Annotated in this window: 21 protein-coding genes; 12 read left to right on the plus strand and 9 right to left on the minus strand. The window is 72.8% G+C overall.

From position 1 onward, the window contains the following. The first annotated feature begins 429 nt into the window (after positions 1–429). Together QMF80_RS36390 and QMF80_RS36395 are read left to right on the plus strand one after the other, a co-directional pair. Positions 430–903 carry a hemerythrin domain-containing protein gene (locus tag QMF80_RS36390; protein WP_283461468.1) on the plus strand — a complete coding sequence of 158 codons (474 nt, stop codon included), beginning with the start codon at positions 430–432 and terminating at the stop codon, positions 901–903. 139 nt (positions 904–1,042) lie between these two features. Further along, positions 1,043–1,669, plus strand: coding sequence for a flavodoxin family protein (locus QMF80_RS36395; protein WP_283461470.1), 627 nt, complete (start codon positions 1,043–1,045; stop codon positions 1,667–1,669). Positions 1,670–1,880: 211 nt separating this feature from the next. Here the strand turns inward: QMF80_RS36395 and QMF80_RS36400 are convergent, their stop codons facing one another. Together QMF80_RS36400 and QMF80_RS36405 are read right to left on the minus strand one after the other, a co-directional pair. Continuing rightward, positions 1,881–2,996: a glutamate--cysteine ligase gene (locus tag QMF80_RS36400; protein WP_283461472.1), complete on the minus strand. Its 1,116-nt coding sequence runs from the start codon at positions 2,994–2,996 to the stop codon at positions 1,881–1,883. 33 nt (positions 2,997–3,029) lie between these two features. Continuing rightward, positions 3,030–3,293 carry a hypothetical protein gene (locus QMF80_RS36405; RefSeq protein WP_283461504.1) on the minus strand — a complete coding sequence of 88 codons (264 nt, stop codon included), beginning with the start codon at positions 3,291–3,293 and terminating at the stop codon, positions 3,030–3,032. Positions 3,294–3,460: 167 nt separating this feature from the next. On the opposite strand from QMF80_RS36405, the gene QMF80_RS36410 reads away from it, so the two are divergent. Beyond that, a complete protein-coding gene (locus tag QMF80_RS36410) occupies positions 3,461–3,988 on the plus strand; it encodes a DUF5133 domain-containing protein (protein ID WP_283461473.1) in 528 nt (175 codons plus the stop codon). Between the two features lie 131 nt (positions 3,989–4,119). Here QMF80_RS36410 and QMF80_RS36415 read toward each other — a convergent pair whose 3' ends face one another. Continuing rightward, the gene (locus QMF80_RS36415) at positions 4,120–4,431 is read right to left on the minus strand and encodes a DUF3040 domain-containing protein (RefSeq protein WP_283461475.1); all 312 of its coding nucleotides are present in this window, start codon (positions 4,429–4,431) and stop codon (positions 4,120–4,122) included. Positions 4,432–4,676: 245 nt separating this feature from the next. Between QMF80_RS36415 and QMF80_RS36420 the strand changes: the two genes are divergently transcribed. From QMF80_RS36420 to QMF80_RS36435, 4 genes are all read left to right on the plus strand, one after another. Next, complete coding sequence (locus tag QMF80_RS36420) at positions 4,677–5,111, plus strand: STAS domain-containing protein (protein WP_283461477.1); 435 nt, start codon at positions 4,677–4,679, stop codon at positions 5,109–5,111. A gap of 195 nt (positions 5,112–5,306) precedes the next feature. Continuing rightward, the gene (locus QMF80_RS36425) at positions 5,307–5,480 is read left to right on the plus strand and encodes a hypothetical protein (protein WP_283461478.1); all 174 of its coding nucleotides are present in this window, start codon (positions 5,307–5,309) and stop codon (positions 5,478–5,480) included. A 201-nt stretch (positions 5,481–5,681) separates the two neighbouring features. Next, positions 5,682–6,017, plus strand: a complete 336-nt coding sequence (locus QMF80_RS36430) for an ATP-binding protein (RefSeq protein WP_283461480.1) — start codon at positions 5,682–5,684, stop codon at positions 6,015–6,017. Positions 6,018–6,174: 157 nt separating this feature from the next. Then, complete coding sequence (locus QMF80_RS36435) at positions 6,175–6,627, plus strand: ANTAR domain-containing protein (RefSeq protein WP_283461482.1); 453 nt, start codon at positions 6,175–6,177, stop codon at positions 6,625–6,627. 151 nt (positions 6,628–6,778) lie between these two features. On the opposite strand, the gene QMF80_RS36440 is transcribed toward QMF80_RS36435, so the two are convergent. Together QMF80_RS36440 and QMF80_RS36445 are read right to left on the minus strand one after the other, a co-directional pair. Further along, positions 6,779–6,955, minus strand: coding sequence for a CsbD family protein (locus tag QMF80_RS36440; RefSeq protein ID WP_283461484.1), 177 nt, complete (start codon positions 6,953–6,955; stop codon positions 6,779–6,781). 183 nt (positions 6,956–7,138) lie between these two features. Continuing rightward, positions 7,139–7,585 carry a DUF5709 domain-containing protein gene (locus QMF80_RS36445; protein WP_283461486.1) on the minus strand — a complete coding sequence of 149 codons (447 nt, stop codon included), beginning with the start codon at positions 7,583–7,585 and terminating at the stop codon, positions 7,139–7,141. Positions 7,586–7,846: 261 nt separating this feature from the next. Here QMF80_RS36445 and QMF80_RS36450 point away from each other — a divergent pair, with 261 nt between their 5' ends. Beyond that, positions 7,847–8,248 carry an ATP-binding protein gene (locus tag QMF80_RS36450; protein ID WP_283461488.1) on the plus strand — a complete coding sequence of 134 codons (402 nt, stop codon included), beginning with the start codon at positions 7,847–7,849 and terminating at the stop codon, positions 8,246–8,248. Positions 8,249–8,476: 228 nt separating this feature from the next. Here QMF80_RS36450 and QMF80_RS36455 read toward each other — a convergent pair whose 3' ends face one another. Then, complete coding sequence (locus tag QMF80_RS36455) at positions 8,477–9,214, minus strand: methyltransferase (protein WP_283461489.1); 738 nt, start codon at positions 9,212–9,214, stop codon at positions 8,477–8,479. Positions 9,215–9,648: 434 nt separating this feature from the next. Here QMF80_RS36455 and QMF80_RS36460 point away from each other — a divergent pair, with 434 nt between their 5' ends. Together QMF80_RS36460 and QMF80_RS36465 are read left to right on the plus strand one after the other, a co-directional pair. Beyond that, positions 9,649–10,038 (plus strand): STAS domain-containing protein, encoded by a 390-nt coding sequence (locus QMF80_RS36460; protein ID WP_283461491.1) that lies wholly within the window; start codon positions 9,649–9,651, stop codon positions 10,036–10,038. A gap of 206 nt (positions 10,039–10,244) precedes the next feature. Continuing rightward, a complete protein-coding gene (locus tag QMF80_RS36465; protein WP_283461493.1) occupies positions 10,245–11,102 on the plus strand; it encodes a SigB/SigF/SigG family RNA polymerase sigma factor in 858 nt (285 codons plus the stop codon). A gap of 113 nt (positions 11,103–11,215) precedes the next feature. On the opposite strand, the gene QMF80_RS36470 is transcribed toward QMF80_RS36465, so the two are convergent. After that, complete coding sequence (locus QMF80_RS36470; RefSeq protein WP_283461495.1) at positions 11,216–12,016, minus strand: hypothetical protein; 801 nt, start codon at positions 12,014–12,016, stop codon at positions 11,216–11,218. A gap of 259 nt (positions 12,017–12,275) precedes the next feature. Between QMF80_RS36470 and QMF80_RS36475 the strand changes: the two genes are divergently transcribed. Beyond that, a complete protein-coding gene (locus tag QMF80_RS36475) occupies positions 12,276–13,640 on the plus strand; it encodes an NAD(P)/FAD-dependent oxidoreductase (RefSeq protein ID WP_283461496.1) in 1,365 nt (454 codons plus the stop codon). Positions 13,641–13,671: 31 nt separating this feature from the next. Here the strand turns inward: QMF80_RS36475 and QMF80_RS36480 are convergent, their stop codons facing one another. Continuing rightward, a complete protein-coding gene (locus QMF80_RS36480) occupies positions 13,672–13,908 on the minus strand; it encodes a hypothetical protein (RefSeq protein ID WP_283461498.1) in 237 nt (78 codons plus the stop codon). A 46-nt stretch (positions 13,909–13,954) separates the two neighbouring features. Further along, positions 13,955–14,155: a hypothetical protein gene (locus QMF80_RS36485; protein WP_283461500.1), complete on the minus strand. Its 201-nt coding sequence runs from the start codon at positions 14,153–14,155 to the stop codon at positions 13,955–13,957. 253 nt (positions 14,156–14,408) lie between these two features. Between QMF80_RS36485 and QMF80_RS36490 the strand changes: the two genes are divergently transcribed. Continuing rightward, positions 14,409–15,386: a phosphotransferase family protein gene (locus QMF80_RS36490; RefSeq protein ID WP_283461502.1), complete on the plus strand. Its 978-nt coding sequence runs from the start codon at positions 14,409–14,411 to the stop codon at positions 15,384–15,386. Positions 15,387–15,473: the final 87 nt, after the last annotated feature.

Consider the following 15,473-nt stretch of genomic DNA (forward strand, 5'->3'; position numbering starts at 1 on the left):
GTGCCGGATCCTCGCACTCACGGCGGCGATCTGGCACAACGACAAGACTGGGCAGCCGGTCAAGCGGTCACTGATCGCCTACGACCACTGACCGCAACGACACCCCTTGGACTCATTCATCTAGGCGGGATGACCGGAAACACTCCTGCGGCGCGTCCGCCCGGACCTACGGGCAGGCCGTCGACAACGCGCCGCGGCTGGACGTCCTGGCGTACGACGGCCGCGGATGTGGGTGGGGCCGACGCCGGACGGGGAGGACGAGCGGGCACTCGGGCACTCCGCGCGGGGGATCGGTCGCGGCGTACGGCTCAGCGGCGTCGCCATTACGGACCAACCAGCAGGTGATGCGTGCCGCACGCGGGCCGCGGCGGGTAGGGGGTTCCCCGGACGGCGCGAGCCGTAGGTCAGGGCCGATGTGGAGGAGGAACCGTGGACGGGATCGTACTGCTCAAGGAAGACCACAAGACGGTGGAGAAGCTGTTCAAGCAATTCGAGAAGGCGGCCGACGACGCCCACGCCGAGAAGCGGAAGATCGTTGACCAGGTGATCGAGGAGCTCACCACCCACACCTGGATCGAGGAGAAGATCTTCTACCCGGCCGCCCGGGAAGCCGCCCCCGACACCAAGGACCACGTCCTGGAGAGCGTCGAGGAGCACCACGTCGTGCTGTGGATGCTCTCCGAGCTCACGGGTCTCGACGCGAGCGACGAACGCTTCGACGCCAAGATGTCGGTCCTCATGGAGAACGTCCGCCACCACGTCGAGGAGGAGGAGAAGGAGTGGTTCCCCGACGTCCGCAAGGCGATGGGCCGCAACCGCCTCGTCGAACTCGGTGAGCGGATGGAAAAGGCCAAGAAGGGTGCCCCGGGGGACCCCCTCGCCGTCCCCAGCGCCGACCAGTAGCCGCTCACGACCGCGTCGGACGACCCGCCGTCACGCACCCTCGCCGGGCGACGCCGGGGGTGCGGGGCCCCTGCGGCCCGTCGGGCCCTCACCCGTCCGGACCCCGGATACAGTGCGGCGGCGAGGGTAGCCGGGGACCATGGACACTACAGAGAACACTCCGCTGCGCGCTGTCGCGCTCGTCTGCACCCTCTCCCCTTCTCCCGCTCCGTCCAGCTCCCAGCTGCTGGCGGACCAGACCATGGCCGCGCTCTCCGAGCACGGGGTCACGGGAAAGACCATCCGGATCGCCGACCACGACGTACGGCCCGGGGTGAAGACCGACATGGGCGACGGCGACGCGTGGCCGGAGATCCGCGACACGATCATGGGCGCCGACATCCTCGTCCTGTCGACACCGATCTGGCTGGGCCACGCCGCCAGCACCGCCCAGCGGGTCCTGGAACGTCTGAACGCGGAGATCTCCGAGACCGACGACGAGGGGCGCATGCTCACCTACGGCAAGGTCGCGGCGGTCTGCGTCGTCGGCAACGAGGACGGCGCCCACAAGGTCAGCGCCGACCTGTTCCAGGGCCTCAACGACGTCGGTTTCAGCCTCGCCCCGAACGCCGTGACGTACTGGGTCGGCGAGGCCATGCAGGGCACCGACTACCAGGACCTCGACAAGACCCCCGACAGCACGGCGGGCACCACCGCCACCCTCGCCGCCAACACCGCCCACCTGGCCCGGCGCCTCAAGGGCGGCCCCTACCCGCCCGCGTCCTGAGCGCGGCCGCTCCCCGACCGTACGGTCTCGCGGCCGGCGCGCCTCTCCCGTCCTCCACGGCTCTGGCGTCCGGTCCGGCGCCTCCTGCGTCATGCGAGCCCGCCCCCCTCGGGTCGCGTGCGGGCGTCACCACCGCGGCGGGCCGCCGGGGGCCTCCCCTCCCCCGGCGGCCCGCGGCCCGGGCGTCAGCCCTGGGTTGGTGATGCGGGCGTCAGCCCTGGCTGGTGATGCGGGCGCACCGGGTCATCACCTGGGCGAGACTTCCCCCGTCCCGGAACAGCTGCCGCTGGACGCGGGCGCCGTTGCCCTCCTCGTGGAGGCGCGCGATCCCTTCGCGGACCAGCTCCTCGTCGCCGTGGTCGGCCAAGGCCTCGCGCACGTGCTGGTACAGGGCGTCGACGGCGTGCGCGGCCGAGGTCTCCCGCATCGTCTCGGGATGCAGCAGGGGGCCGTCCAGGCCCGAGCGGCCCGCGCGCCAGGAGGAGAGCCGGAGCAGGCCCGTACCGATCCGGGACGGCGGCTCACCGGCGCGCCAGGCGCGGGCCGCCGTCTCGACCAGGCCGCGGATGAGGGCCGCGAGCAGCACGGGGGTCGTCGCGTGCAGGCAGACGTCCGCGACCCTGACCTCGACCGTGGGATACGAGGCCGACAGGCGGGCATCGAAATAGATCATGCCCACGTCCCGCAGCACCCCGGTCCCGATCATGGCGTCGACCTGCTCGTGGTAGCGGTCGGCCGAGCCGAAGAGGTCGACGGGACCGGCCGAGGGCCACCGGTTCCACACCCGGCTGCGGTAGCTCCCGTACCCGCTGTCCTCGCCCTGCCAGAAGGGCGAGTTCGCGCTCATCGCCAGCAGGACGGCCAGCCAGGGGCGGATCCGGTCCAGGACGGCGACGCCCTCCTCGTCGGAGTCGACGGACACGTGGACGTGGCAGCCGCAGGTGAGCTGCTCCTGGGCCGTCAGCCCGAACTGCTCGCCCATCCACTGGTACCGCGGTCCCACGCTCAGCGAGGGCCGCACGGCCAGCGGTGACGTCGCGACGGCCGCCACCACCGCGTCGGCCTCCGCCGCGTGCCGGGCGGCCTCGCCCCGGATCCGGATGATCTCCGCCTGGAGCTCGCCCAGGTCCGTCACCGGTTTGGTGGCGAACTCCAGCTGCTCCTTGTGGAGTTCCTTCTCGAACTCGTGCGTCTTCCCACCGCTGCCGCCCGACTGCTGCCACGCCTCCCGGTCGGCGGCGGCCAGTACCGCCCCCGAGACGGCGAGGGGCGCACCGTCACGTGCGTCCACCAGCAGCAGTTCTTCTTCCACGCCTACGCTACGCATCTCGCCACCCGGTTGTGTCCCTGTCAGATGTCCCTACGCTTGCCCTTCCTGGCCGCGGCCATGCCCGGGTTCACTCGCGGGCGGGAACCGGTCCCGGGCGCGGTGACCGGCCAGAGCCGTGGTGACGGCCTCCACGGCGGCCGACGCGCTGTCGCCCGCGATGACGCCGGGCAGGTCCGACCCGATCCCCGCGGCGTCGAGGAGCTCCGGGACGTCGCTCCATCCGCCGACCGCCATGCCGTGGCGGTACGCCTCGGCGAGCACTGATCGCGTAGGCCGCTCCTGCCGTCGACGCAGTACGCGCGAGCCTGCGCGCCCGCGCCACCCTCGTCCGGATCATCGTGGAGCCGAAGGACGGCCACGATCCGGTCGCCCACACGCCGCGCCCTCAAGCGTAACGGGGCAAACCAGGGCAAAATTCGGGCAGACTCAGGGAACCAGACAGCAGCGGAGGCGCCCAGCCCATGACCGAGACCCCCGCCAGACGGCTTCCCGCCGCGGAGTCGGCCCCGAGGAGTGAGCACCCGCTTCCCGGGCCCGTCGGCCGCGCGGAGCTGGAGCGAGCGACCGGCATCCTCATGGCCTTCGTACCGTGCGACGCGCGCACGGCCCTGGACATCCTGGACCGGGCCGCCCTGGCGGCGGGTACCAACGCGGGCGCGATGGCCCAGGCGGCCGTCGCCCTGGTCACGGGCCGCCACCGCCCCGCGGGGGCGGCGCAGGAGGCGCTGGGCAGGGCGATCCAGCAGAGCAGGATCGCGCCCGAGGCGGCCGCTCCGCGCATGCGGCCCAGCCTGGCGGTGGCGGGCGAGACGCTGTCCCGGATGGGCGACCTGCGGCGCGCCCTCCTCCTCGCGCCGACCGACCCGGCGCTGCGGGCCCAGGTGGACGACGCGGTGTACACGCTGTGCGTGCTCATGGGCCGCCGTACCGCGCACGCCGCGGCCAAGGACGCGGAACTGCTCCTGGCCACGCGACCGACCGGCGGGTGACGGGCGGCCGGTACGGCCCGCGGGCTCCCACCGCCGTACCGAATGCCGTGCCCTACCGGATACCGGCGTCGCCCCGGATGCCGCGCGGTACCGGACACGGACGTCGCCCCGGAGGCCGCCCGGCCGTCGCCTCAGCGGTCCCCGCCCCGGCGCGCGGACCGCGCCGCCATGCCCCGCCGCACGGCGAGCGCGGTGACGCACCCGACGCACCAGGCGCCCGCCGCCGCGAACAGCACCGCGCCGCCGAGGGAGCCCGCCCGCAGGCAGAGCCAGGTGCACACGGCGCACAGCGCCAGCGCCCCCGGCCACCGGCCCAGCCGCCAGGCCGCGCCGTAGCGTTCCATCCGGCTGAGCCTGCGGTCCAGCCCCCGGTCCGCACAGAGGGCCCGCTCGATCTCCTGGAGAGCCTGGCGTTCGCCGTCGGAAAGACCCGACCCCTCCATCGCCCTCACCTCCTCGGGCTCCCGGCCGCCGTGGTCATGTCGTTCGACTACCCTGCCTCGCCCGGAGATATCATGCGTAATCGTTTGTTATGTGGTATTCCACCAACCGTCTCCCGGTCCGGGCGCGGGCTTGCACTTCCTCGCCTCTCTGGTTTATGACGGAGGGGTCCTCCTCGGCGCGGGACCCGTCGCGCCACAGTCGTGCAGAAGGGCGGATCGAGCTCCCCGGTGTGAAGGGACACGCCATGACCTCCTCCTTTTCCGCCACCGCGACTCCCGTCGACGACACGGTGCTGATCATCGCCGCGGGCGAGATGGATGCGGACGTCACGCCCGATCTCGACCTGATCCTGCGCGCGCTGCCCGCCGGTACGGCCGTAGTGCTGGACATGACGGCCGTGACGTTCATGGACATCGACGGGCTACGGCTCGTCCTCAGCTTGCGTGACCGCCCGGACGGCCTGCTGATCCTCGGCCTGGGACCACAGCCCCGCCGCCTGCTCGAGCTCGCCGAGGAGCTCGGACTCGTGAAGGACGCACCCGAGGGAACGATCGCGGAATTCTGCGGCACCCTTCGCGCCCGGGCGGAACTCGCGCGCGCACTCGGCCGGGGCTACGGAACCGACGACGACGGGCCCTTCCCCCTCGCCGCCACCGCTCCGAGCAGGGGACGCGGCTGAGCAGGGGCCGCGGCTGAGCCGGAGGGGCCCGCACCGGCACCCGCCGGACGGACCGACGGACGCGTGCGTGAGTGACCGTCCGGCGGGTACGCGCAGGGGACAGGGAACGAAGCCGCTGCGGATCGACCCGGAACCAGCCGGGCGGTCGCCGCACCGGCCTCCCTCGGACGAGAAGGCCAGAGGAGGTGCTCCGTCGTGAGCACACCGGGAGAGACGGATACGCAGCCCATCGGCGATCAGGTGGAGGCGGAGGAGCGCGTGCGTACGTGCCGCCGCGCCGTCGTCCGGCAGGGCGCCGAGCCCGAGGGTCCCGACGGGGCCGAGCGGGCCCGGAACGTCGAGTGGAACATCGTCCGGGGCGATGACTGAGCCGCCCGGCCCGAGCTGCGCGTCCAGCGGCCGCCCCGGTAAGCGGGCGCCCGTACCGGGCATGCGTCCCTTACGAGAGAGCGAAAGCACTCATACGGAAGCCTTCCGATGAATCCCCCGCACAGGAACGAGCACAGGAACCAGCCACAGCGGCACCTGGATCTGCCGCCCGACCCGAGCGCCGCGGGCCACGCCCGCGACGTGACCTCCCATTTCCTGCACGACGCTATGGACGACGGCGAAGCGGTTGTCTCCGCCGCTGAGGACGCCGCCGCGCTCATCGTGACGGAGCTCGTCGCGAACGCCGTGCGCCACACCGACGGCCCGTGCACCCTCGACCTGGCCGTGCACGGAGGCCTCCTCGACATCGACGTCACGGACACCAGCCCGAACCCGCCCGAGGTCCGGCCGCCGCACGTGATCGGCAGCGGCGGCTGGGGCTGGCTCCTCGTCCGGCACGTCGCCCGCGACGTCACCGTGCTGCCCACGCGCGGCGGGGGCAAGTGCGTGCACGCGTCCATCGCCCTGGCCGAGTGATCGTCCCGCGCCGCGCGGTGCGCACCGCACCGCACCCAGGCGGCTGGGCCGTGGAAGGGGCGGGAGAGGCATACATCCATCCGGAGGTGCTCTCGCGCTGGCGGCTCCGGTCCTGGCGGGGGACCTGTCGCGCGGCACGGACGAACGGCGTGGGCCGATGTTCGCGCATCAAGCCGTCGAACTGGGCGTACGGGCCGTGTTCTCCCTGCCCCTGGGCACCCCCGCCACGGCCGTGGGGACCCTCGACCTCCATCGCGCGCGCCCGGGGCCGCTGTCGCAGCAGGACCAGCTCCTCGCCTTCCCGATCGCCGACGCGATCACCACCGCGCTTCTGGCGCTGCACGAGCGGGACGCCGGGGAGGACGGTGGGCCGTCCTGGCTGGACGACGCCGAGAGCGACCGCGGGGAGGTCCACCAGGCCACCGGCATGGTCATGGTTCATCTCGGGGTCGGTCCCCAGCAAGCACCGGCACGCCTGCGGGCCCGTGCGTTCGTCCAGGGCCAGAGCGTCAGCGACAGGGCACGTGAGGTCCTTGCCGGGAGGCTCGGACTCCACGATGGGACTTCCACGCCCGGGCAGGGCCACCGCCGCGCCCCACCGCCATCGTGACCCACACCCGTGCCGCACTCGCGGCGCGGGCGGCGTTCGGCGCCGCCACCGGTGTGCTCGGCGCGACCGGGGACCTGCCCCTGACCACGCGCCACTGGGCTCCCCGGCCGATCGGCCGGGGAGCCCAGTGGCGCGTGGTCAGGGGTCGGAGTCAGGCCTTGCGGTGCTTCCCGTGGAGTGCGTCCTTGGCGTCCGCCATGCTCTCCTTGGTCTTGCCCTTGGCCTGGTCGATCTTGCCCTCGGCTGCCATCCGGTCGTTGCCGGTGGCCTTGCCCGTGGCTTCCTTGACCTTGCCCTTCGCCTTGTCCATAGCTCCCTTGTCAGCCATGGTGGCCTCCTTCTCGGTTGGTGTGGACGAGCGCCGGCCCGGTACTCGGGCCGGCGTGTGCGGGGTGCGTCAGGAGAGAACCGCCGCACTCGTGCCTCCGCAGGCGCGTCTGCCCCATTGCTCCCGGCTTAAGCACCGGTCGCCCGATCCCGCCAGGATGCGGGACCGGCGCGCGGAGCGGGGTCAGGGCGTCTCCTCCGGTGGCCGCGCAGGGGCCACATTGCGCCCGACCACGTGCATCGCCGCCTCCTCGGCCGACTGTCCGCCGCCGTCCTCGCCGACGTCCACGGCCAGTACGTCGATGGCGTGATCCGGACGGTTCCCCGCCACCGGAGCCAGTCGGCCCACGCCCTCGTCCACCGGCATGGATTTCGCGGCGATCTCGCCGACCTCCGGCGTCTCCTGGGCGAGACGCTCGTCGAGGGATTCGCCCTCCCGTCGCTCGGCCGCGGTGGTGCCGTGACGGGTCACTCCGAGCGGCCGCTCGGGAGGCGAGTACCCCTCGTCCAGGCTCTGGTCCACACCGGGCTCGTCGAGCGCGTTCTCCAGGTCGGGCTGCTCCTCGGCCCGCTGGTCCCCGTCCTGCGGCTGGTACACCTCGTCGCCCTGGGCCTGCGTACGGTCTGCCATGATCTCTTCCTTTCACCTCGCGCGCGGGACGCCCGACGACCACGTCTTGCGGCCGTGCGGCGTCGTGGCGTGCCACGCGGCGCCGCTACCCGCTCCTCCCCCGCCCATGCACCGGGTCACGACCAGCACCCGGCCTGCCTCCACCTCACTGTCCACCTCCCCGTTCCCGCTCCGGGCGGCGGCCCGCGCATGGCGGCCGGTGCAGCGGGCAGGCGCATGAGTCCGGAACCCTTACAGCCGCTGGTCGAGGAGGCCGCGCCGATGGTCACCACATCCCTGCGGGAGTACGTCGCCCTTCCCCTGCGCGAGGGGTCCGCCGCCCTCGCCCGCGAACGCGTCCACCACCTGGTGTCCGAGGCCGAGAGGCGGGACCGGCCGCTCCCCCCGACCGTGCCGGACGTCCTGCTCCTCCTGGTCACGGAACTCGTCACCAACGCGCTGCGGCACACCGATGGTCCCGTCGCGCTGGAGCTCGTCCTGCTCCCCGACTCCGTGCACGTCTACGTCACGGACACCAGCCCCGAACACCCGCGCGCCCGCGCTCCTGACCTGCACGGCCACGGCGGCTGGGGGTGGACCCTCGTCAACCACCTCGCCTCCGCGGTGGAGGTCCGTCCGTCCCCCGAGGGCGGTAAGACCATCCACACCCGCGTCCCGCTCTGACGGGCGGGCGGACCGCGCCGGCGCCCCCGCGCCACCACGTGGGTGTCGGCGCTCGTCGGCATACCGAGCCTCAGTACGGGTTCGGGTCCGAGGCCGGGACGCGTGCCGCGCGGCTTCCGGTCGAGGCGCCGGTCCAGGAGCGGCACCCGGCGTCGGCTGATGCCGCCTGCCTCTCGCCACGGGCGTCACGGCCTGTCCCGTGCCGCTCGGAACGGCGCGGTGTTGCCTTCATGCGGCCGAGCGGTCGCGGCCCGGTGCCGCGGCCTCCTCCTGCCTCCGCATCCGGGCGCGGATCACCACCAGTTCCTCATCGCTCTCCCCCGCGCCCACGAGGCCCCGGGACCGGAGCCAGTCGAGCCGGGAGCGCATGACCGGCCCGAAGGGGACGTGCAGCCGGTCGACCACCGCGGGCTCCATCCCCGACGCGGCCATCCGCCGCAGGGTGGTATCCGTGCCGCACATCGCCGACTGGACCACCAGCAGCGCACCGTTCGGATTCAGCAGCCCGGGAGCGGAGGCGCAGAGCCGGTCCAGGACCTCCCGCCCGTCGGGGCCCGCGTCCCAGGACCGGGCGGGCCCGCGCGTCGGCACCCGTACCTCGGGCGCGGGCACGTAGGGCGGGTTGCTGATGACGAGGTCGAAGGGGCCCAGGGCCGCCGCGGCCTCCGCGCTGCCCTTGCGGACGGTGACCGGCAGCCGCATCCGTACGGAGTTGAGGCGTACCGACGCGGCCGCGCGCCACGAGACGTCGACGGCCGTCGCCCGGGCGCCGAGACGCGCCGCGCACAGGGCGAGGGCGCCGGTTCCGGTGCCGATGTCGAGCACTTTCATACCGGGTTCGATCTCGGCGCGTACGGCTTGGGCCAGCAGCCACGTGTCCTGGTCCGGGGCGTAGACCCCCGGGAGCCGCCACAATCTGCCGAGTCCTGCGCGCGTGTCCGGGGATCCAAGGGCGAGTGACGACATTCAGCACCTCCATGCGTGATCAGCGATCACCACGCGGCTACCCCGTACCAACCCCACCACGCGTCCCACCTTCTCCCACCAGCGGGGGACGCCCGGAATCACCCGGAGGGCCGCGCGCCGCCCCGGCCGGGCGGATGGGCGGCATGCCTCGCGGGGACCGGCCGCACGGGGGCGTGATTCCACGGCGCGGGATGCACCGGTCGTGGTTGCGGGGAGGCGGCCCGGCTGCCTGTTCCCGTGGTCGCCGTGCGCGGCAGCCACGACTCGCCCATGACCGGAGCGGGCTCTGTCCGACCGGCCACAGGCAGCTGACACGCCCTGACATTCAGGTGAGAAAACACGCGAGATATTTTTCCGGCAATTATTGACGTACGACGGAAGGCAGCGCACGATCGGAGGGAAACAGCGATCCGGATGTGCCAAGGGAGCTGGACATGTCCTCCGCTCAGGAACGCACGGAGCCCGCCGTCATGGTGGACACGGGCACCGACCCACACCTGACCGCCGTCTCGGAGATCGACGGCGGCGGTGCCACCGTGGTCGTCCTCACCGGGGAGATCGACTACGACCGCGCGCCGGACGTACGCGATGCCCTGCTCTCCGCCCTCGGGTCCAGTCCCTGCGTGGTGCTCGACCTCTCCGGCGTCACCTTCTGCGACTGCTCCGGGCTCAACGTCCTGCTCCGGGCCCGCCTCGCGGCGGGCGTGGGCCGCGACCGGCGGCTGCGAGTCCGCGGGATGAGCGATCAGGTGGCCCGCCTGCTGGAGCTGACCGGCACGCTGCCGTTCTTCCTGGACGGAGACGGGCCGAGCCGCCCGGAGTAGAGCGCCGCGACAGCGGCCGCCGCCGCCCGGGCCGAGCGCGTACGGCCACCTCCCGGAAGGGCGGATGGCGAGGATCCCCGGCGCGGACAGCAGTGAGACCGTCCACCACTGTGGCGCACGCGCCAGGAAGCGACATACGGGACATCTCTGAATAAACCCGCCGGTCAGCGGGTATCCGGCTTGAGGGGCCTCCCACAAGGAGCGTCATGTCGACACACACCGCCTCCCCCCTCCCGCAGGACGTGGCCGAGGCCATCGCCATCACGGACCCCCTGTCCGTGAGCACCGCCGAGGCGCGCACCCTGTCGGTGACCCTCTTCCGGCGCCTGCGCGAGCTGGAGGAAGGCACCCCGGCGTACTCGTACGTCCGCAACACCTTGGTCGAGCTCAACCTCAGCCTGGTCAAGTACGCCGCCGGCCGCTTCCGGCACTCCAGCGAGCCGCGCGAGGACATCGTCCAGGTGGGGACGGTCGGACTGATCAAGGCGATCAACCGGTTCGACCCCGACCGCGGTGTCGAGTTCATGACCTTCGCCCTGCCGACGGTGCTCGGCGAGATCAAGCGGTACTTCCGGGACGCGACCTGGGCGGTACGGGTCCCCCGGCGCCTGCAGGAGCTGCGCATCGACCTGGCCAAGGAGGGCGACGCCCTGGAACAGGAACTGGGCCGTCCGCCCACCACGGCGGAACTCGCGGAGGGTCTGGACATCACCGAGGAAGAGGTCCGCGAGGGCCGCCTGGCCGCCAACGGGTTCACGACCCGCTCGCTCGACCTCCCCGCGGCGGGCGAGGACGACGGGCCCGGCAGGCAGACCCGGCACCTCGGGGCCGAGGAGCCCGCCTTCGAGACGGTCGAGAGCCTCGAATCGCTGAAGCCCCTGATCGCGCGCCTGCCCGAGCGGGAGCGGACCATCCTGTCCCTGCGCTTCGGCGCGGAACTCACCCAGTCGGAGATCGGCGCCCGCCTCGGCCTCTCCCAGATGCACGTGTCCCGGCTGCTCAGCCGCGTACTGAACGGGCTGCGCGAGGGCCTGCTCACCGACGGGCCGCCCGATGCTGCGTAGGCATCGGCGCCGTCGGGGCGCACCTCGATCCGCAACGCCCGGGCCCGCCGTCTCGTCTGCTACCGGCGCGCGTACGCCCTCCCGTCGGCGGGAGGGCGTACGCGCTCACCGGATCAGAAGAGGCCGGAGTAGTACTTCACGATGTTGGGCAGCGCGCGCAACGTCTTCTCGTGTTCCGGGTGGTTGGTGAGGACGAAGCGGATCCGGGCCTGGAGATCGGCCTTCCGCGAGGGCTTGAATCCGGCAGCCTTCAGGAGGTCACAGAGGATCGTGATGTTCGCGAGGTCCTTGTGGGCCACGGCCCTGGGGCACAGCGTCGTGGTGACCGAGGCCGTCCACTCCGGGGGGAAATCCGCCTGCTTGCAGTCGCCGTCGACGTCCTTGAGCCAAGCGCTCCCCAGTGCGACCGAGGAGTGGACGTTCTGTCCGATCACGGCGGATCCGCCGGGCACGGCGACCGTGCCCAGCGCGCTGAGGGTCGGCATCAGGGAGGCCACCCATCCCGCGGTGCAGTACGAGGGGATCCAGGTGATCGACCCGAACGCCGCACTCTTCGCGATCGCCGTGATCAGGCCCTGGGCCCGGGTGAGGTCGCCGCCGTAGGAATGCTCCCAGTCGCTGACGTCCTGCGCGCGCAGGGCCGTGTAGCCGCCCGCCTCTTCGTCGGCGAGCACGCCGAAGATCTGCTGGGCCGTCGCGTCGCCGCCGCCCGGCTTCTGCACCCAGCACTTCAGCGAATGGTCGGGGCTGGCGACGTAGAGCCGGCCGGCCGTGCCGACGAGGAGCTGCTGCCGGGTTCCCTTGACCGTCCCGAAGACCACGACCTTCTTGTAGAGGAGCGTGCCGTTGCTCTCCGAGAAGTGCTTGGTACTGAATTCGTCCGGGGCCTCGACGGGCTGGGTGTGGGTGCTCACGTGGTTCCTTTCTGCCGGATACAGCGGAAACCGGGGCGGATCAGGTGAGTTGACGACATGTTCGGTACAACTGACGTCACCGTACAGCGCCCCGGCCGGACCTCGACCCGGATCGCTCACATCCTCTTTGGGGCACGGGAGTTGAGGGATCCATGAGGCTGTCGGGACGGCTGTCCGGATCTCGTGCGCGCGCACACGTGCAGAGCGGTCCCCAGGGGGCAGACGCCGGACATCTGTCATCCCGGAAAGGACGGACACCATGGGGCGACCCAGGATTCTCGTAGTGGGGGCGGGCTTCGGAGGGGTGGAGTGCGTCCGGCGCCTGGAGCGCCGACTGGCACCGGCCGAAGCGGAGTTGGTGCTGGTCACGCCGACCTCCTACCAGCTGTACCTGCCGCTCCTGCCGCAGGTCGCCTCCGGGGTGCTGACCCCGCAGTCGATCGCCGTCTCCCTGCGCCGCAGCCGGCGCTACCGCACCCGGATCGTGCCCGGCGCGGCCATCGGGGTGGACACCCGGGCGAAGGTCTGTGTCATCCGCAAGATCACGGGCGAGCTGACGGAGGCCTCGTACGACCATCTCGTGCTGGCCCCCGGCAGTATCACGCGCAGCTACGACATCCCCGGCCTGACCGAGCACGCCCGCGGGATGAAGACCCTTCCCGAGGCCACCTACCTGCGCGACCACATCATCGCGCAGCTCGACCTCGCCGATGCCAGCGAGGACGAGGAGGAGCGGGCGGCGCGGCTGCGCTTCGTCGTCGTCGGGGCCGGGTACGCCGGTACCGAGACCGCGGCCTGCCTCCAGCGGCTCACCCACCACGCCGTCAAGCGCTACCCGCGGCTGGACCCCGGCCAGATCCGCTGGCACCTCGTCGACCTCGCCACCGCGCTGATGCCCGAACTCGGCGGCCCGCTCGGGGAGACGGCCCAGCGCATCCTGACCCGGCGCGGGATCGAGATCTCCCTCGGCGTGAGCGTGGCGAAGGCCACCGCCACCGAGGTGACGCTGACCGACGGGAGGGTGCTGCCCACCCGGACCCTCATCTGGACGGCCGGGGTGGCGGCCAGTCCGCTGGTGAACACGCTGGAGGCGGAGACCGACCACGGCAGGCTCGTGGTGGGCCCCGACTTGCGGATGCCGGAAGCCGATGGCGTCTTCGCGCTGGGGGACGCGGCGGCCGTCCCCGACCTCGCGTCGGGCCGACCGGGCGCCATCTGCCCGCCGACCGCCCAGCACGCCCTGCGGCAGGGGCGCAGGCTCGCGGACAATCTGATCGCGGCGCTCCGCGGCCGGCCGCTGGAACCGTACGTCCACAAGGACTTGGGACTGGTGGTGGACCTCGGGGGCACCGACGCCGTGTCCGCGCCCCTGGGCATTGCGCTGCGGGGCCTGCCCGCGCAGGCCGTGGCCCGCGGCTACCACTGGGGGGCGCTGCGTACGAACGTCGCCAAGGCCCGCGTCCTGACGAACTGGCTGCTCAACGCCGTGGCCGGGGACGACTACGTACGGACCGGCTACCGGGCGGGCGGGCCGCCCACGCTGAGGGAGTTCGAGTTCACGGACACCTATCTCACCCCCGCCGAGGTCCGCGCCCATACGGCAGCGCTACGGGCCCGCGCCTGAGGTCGGCGGGGCCCGTTCAGCGGCGGCCCGTTCAGCGGCGGGCCGCCCGGCGGCGCAGCACGGCGGCCGTGACCACCCCGGTCACGGCCGCCGCCCCGGCCGCGGCCAGGAGCCGGACCGGAACCGTTCCGGCGATACCGGGGTCCGCTCTTCTGCGTACCAGGGCCGGTACCACGTCCTCGACGAGGTGTCCCGCCCCCTCGACCGCTGTGCGCACCGGCCCGGCGGCGCCGTCCCGCGCCCCGGCGCCCGCGGCGTCCTGATCCATCTCCTCGTTCCTCTCCCTGGTCCCCGGAGCGGCGGCGGTACGGGTTTCAGCTGCTCCCGGACCGGTCCCGCTCGGCCGCGCGCTTCTGGGCGTCGGTGTTGGGGGTCAGCGCGTCACCCGCCTCGCCGTCTCCGGTGCCGGGGACGACGGCTTCCTCGGCCTCCCGGCGCGCCTCGGGGTCGCCGCTCTCGCCGGGGGCCTCGGAGGGCGGGGTCGTCACCTTGTGCTGCTTCTTCTGCTCACTCATCTCACGTGCTCCTCGGGTCACGGGCGCCGCTTCCCTCGACCACGGCAACCCTCGTGTCAGCCGCCTGCCCCTCGTGTGCGCCCTCACACACCCGGCGCGGCGGATTCCACCCCGGCGGGGGTACAGAGCAGCGGCGCAGGGCGGTGTCCACGACCCCTCGATGTGCCTCACGGCCGCCTCGTCGGTCGACCGGAGGGTCACCGGTGGGCTTCACCCCCGGTCGGAGCCGCCGGGAGCTGGATAGGCTGCGTCCATGGGTTCGGGTGAGGGGGCCGCAGGCATCGGCGCGGATCGTGACGGTGAGGGCTGGGCCGCCACTCGCTCCTGGGTGGAGAAGGGGCTGTCCGGGGAGGAACGCATCGAGAACGTGGTGCGCCTGCGCGGCGGCTGGACCTCGGAGATGCGCCGGCTGGACCTCCGCGGTCCGCGGGGTCCGCGCTCACTCGTCCTGCGGTCCTTCGTCAAGCCCTTCTACGTCCGTCACGCGGAGGGCCTGCTGACCCGTGAGGCGACGGTCCTGCGTCTGCTCGGCGACACGGACGTGCCCGCGGCCACGCTCGCGGCCGTGGACGCGGCGGCCCGGTCCTGCGACCACCCCTCCCTGCTGATGTCCCTGCTGCCGGGGACCGTGCGCCTCGGCGATCAGGGCGTCGACGGCCGCGCCGCGCTGCTGGCCCGGCAGTTGGTGGGGATCCACGGGCTGGCGGTGACCGCGCGGGACCGGCCCCGCCCCTACCAGGCCTGGACCTCTCCGGAGCGAGTGCGTCCGCCCGCGGCCACCGAGCGGCCCGGGCTCTGGCAGCGGGCCGTCGACGTCATCCGCCGCGACCCCCCGGCCTACCGGGGCTGCTTCCTGCACCGCGACTTCCATCCCGGGAACGTGCTCTTCGCGGGCAGCGGTGACGACCTTCGGATCAGTGGTGTCGTCGACTGGGTGGAGACCTCCTGGGGAGCCGCCGACTTGGACGTGGCGCACTGCTCGACCGCCCTCGCCCTGCTGCACGGGATCCCCGCGGGCATGGCCTTCCCCGATCACTACACCGCCGCGGGAGGGACCCTGGCGGACGACGACCGCGCCCACCTGTACTGGCGCCTCCTGGACGCGCTGGGCTTCGCCCCGGACGCGGAGAAGGTCGCCGTCCCCTGGCGCGAACTGGGCCGGGCCGATCTGACTCCCCCTGTCCTGGCCCAACGCCTGGAGGGGTACCTCCAGGCCCTTTTCGACCGCTAGGCCTGAGCGTCAGTCGGGGGGCTCCGGTACGGGCGGGTCTTCGCCGGAGGGGTCGCCGGGGCCGTCCGGGGTGGACGGGGTGGGCGG

The sequence above is a fragment of the Streptomyces sp. G-G2 genome (assembly GCF_030063135.1).
GTDB lineage: Bacteria > Actinomycetota > Actinomycetes > Streptomycetales > Streptomycetaceae > Streptomyces.

Bases quoted from the DNA above. Each gene is read 5' to 3' on its own strand.
- QMF80_RS36445 (WP_283461486.1), bottom strand. From the start codon at position 7,585: ATGGCAGACCGTACGCAGGCCCAGGGCGACGAGGTGTACCAGCCGCAG.
- QMF80_RS36440 (WP_283461484.1), bottom strand. From the start codon at position 6,955: ATGGCTGACAAGGGAGCTATGGACAAGGCGAAGGGCAAGGTCAAGGAA.
- QMF80_RS36485 (WP_283461500.1), bottom strand. From the start codon at position 14,155: ATGAGTGAGCAGAAGAAGCAGCACAAGGTGACGACCCCGCCCTCCGAG.
- QMF80_RS36455 (WP_283461489.1), bottom strand. From the start codon at position 9,214: ATGTCGTCACTCGCCCTTGGATCCCCGGACACGCGCGCAGGACTCGGC.
- QMF80_RS36460 (WP_283461491.1), top strand. From the start codon at position 9,649: ATGTCCTCCGCTCAGGAACGCACGGAGCCCGCCGTCATGGTGGACACG.
- QMF80_RS36490 (WP_283461502.1), top strand. From the start codon at position 14,409: ATGGGTTCGGGTGAGGGGGCCGCAGGCATCGGCGCGGATCGTGACGGT.
- QMF80_RS36415 (WP_283461475.1), bottom strand. From the start codon at position 4,431: ATGGAGGGGTCGGGTCTTTCCGACGGCGAACGCCAGGCTCTCCAGGAG.
- QMF80_RS36450 (WP_283461488.1), top strand. From the start codon at position 7,847: ATGGTCACCACATCCCTGCGGGAGTACGTCGCCCTTCCCCTGCGCGAG.
- QMF80_RS36465 (WP_283461493.1), top strand. From the start codon at position 10,245: ATGTCGACACACACCGCCTCCCCCCTCCCGCAGGACGTGGCCGAGGCC.
- QMF80_RS36400 (WP_283461472.1), bottom strand. From the start codon at position 2,996: ATGCGTAGCGTAGGCGTGGAAGAAGAACTGCTGCTGGTGGACGCACGT.
- QMF80_RS36395 (WP_283461470.1), top strand. From the start codon at position 1,043: ATGGACACTACAGAGAACACTCCGCTGCGCGCTGTCGCGCTCGTCTGC.
- QMF80_RS36475 (WP_283461496.1), top strand. From the start codon at position 12,276: ATGGGGCGACCCAGGATTCTCGTAGTGGGGGCGGGCTTCGGAGGGGTG.
- QMF80_RS36480 (WP_283461498.1), bottom strand. From the start codon at position 13,908: ATGGATCAGGACGCCGCGGGCGCCGGGGCGCGGGACGGCGCCGCCGGG.
- QMF80_RS36420 (WP_283461477.1), top strand. From the start codon at position 4,677: ATGACCTCCTCCTTTTCCGCCACCGCGACTCCCGTCGACGACACGGTG.
- QMF80_RS36435 (WP_283461482.1), top strand. From the start codon at position 6,175: ATGTTCGCGCATCAAGCCGTCGAACTGGGCGTACGGGCCGTGTTCTCC.
- QMF80_RS36410 (WP_283461473.1), top strand. From the start codon at position 3,461: ATGACCGAGACCCCCGCCAGACGGCTTCCCGCCGCGGAGTCGGCCCCG.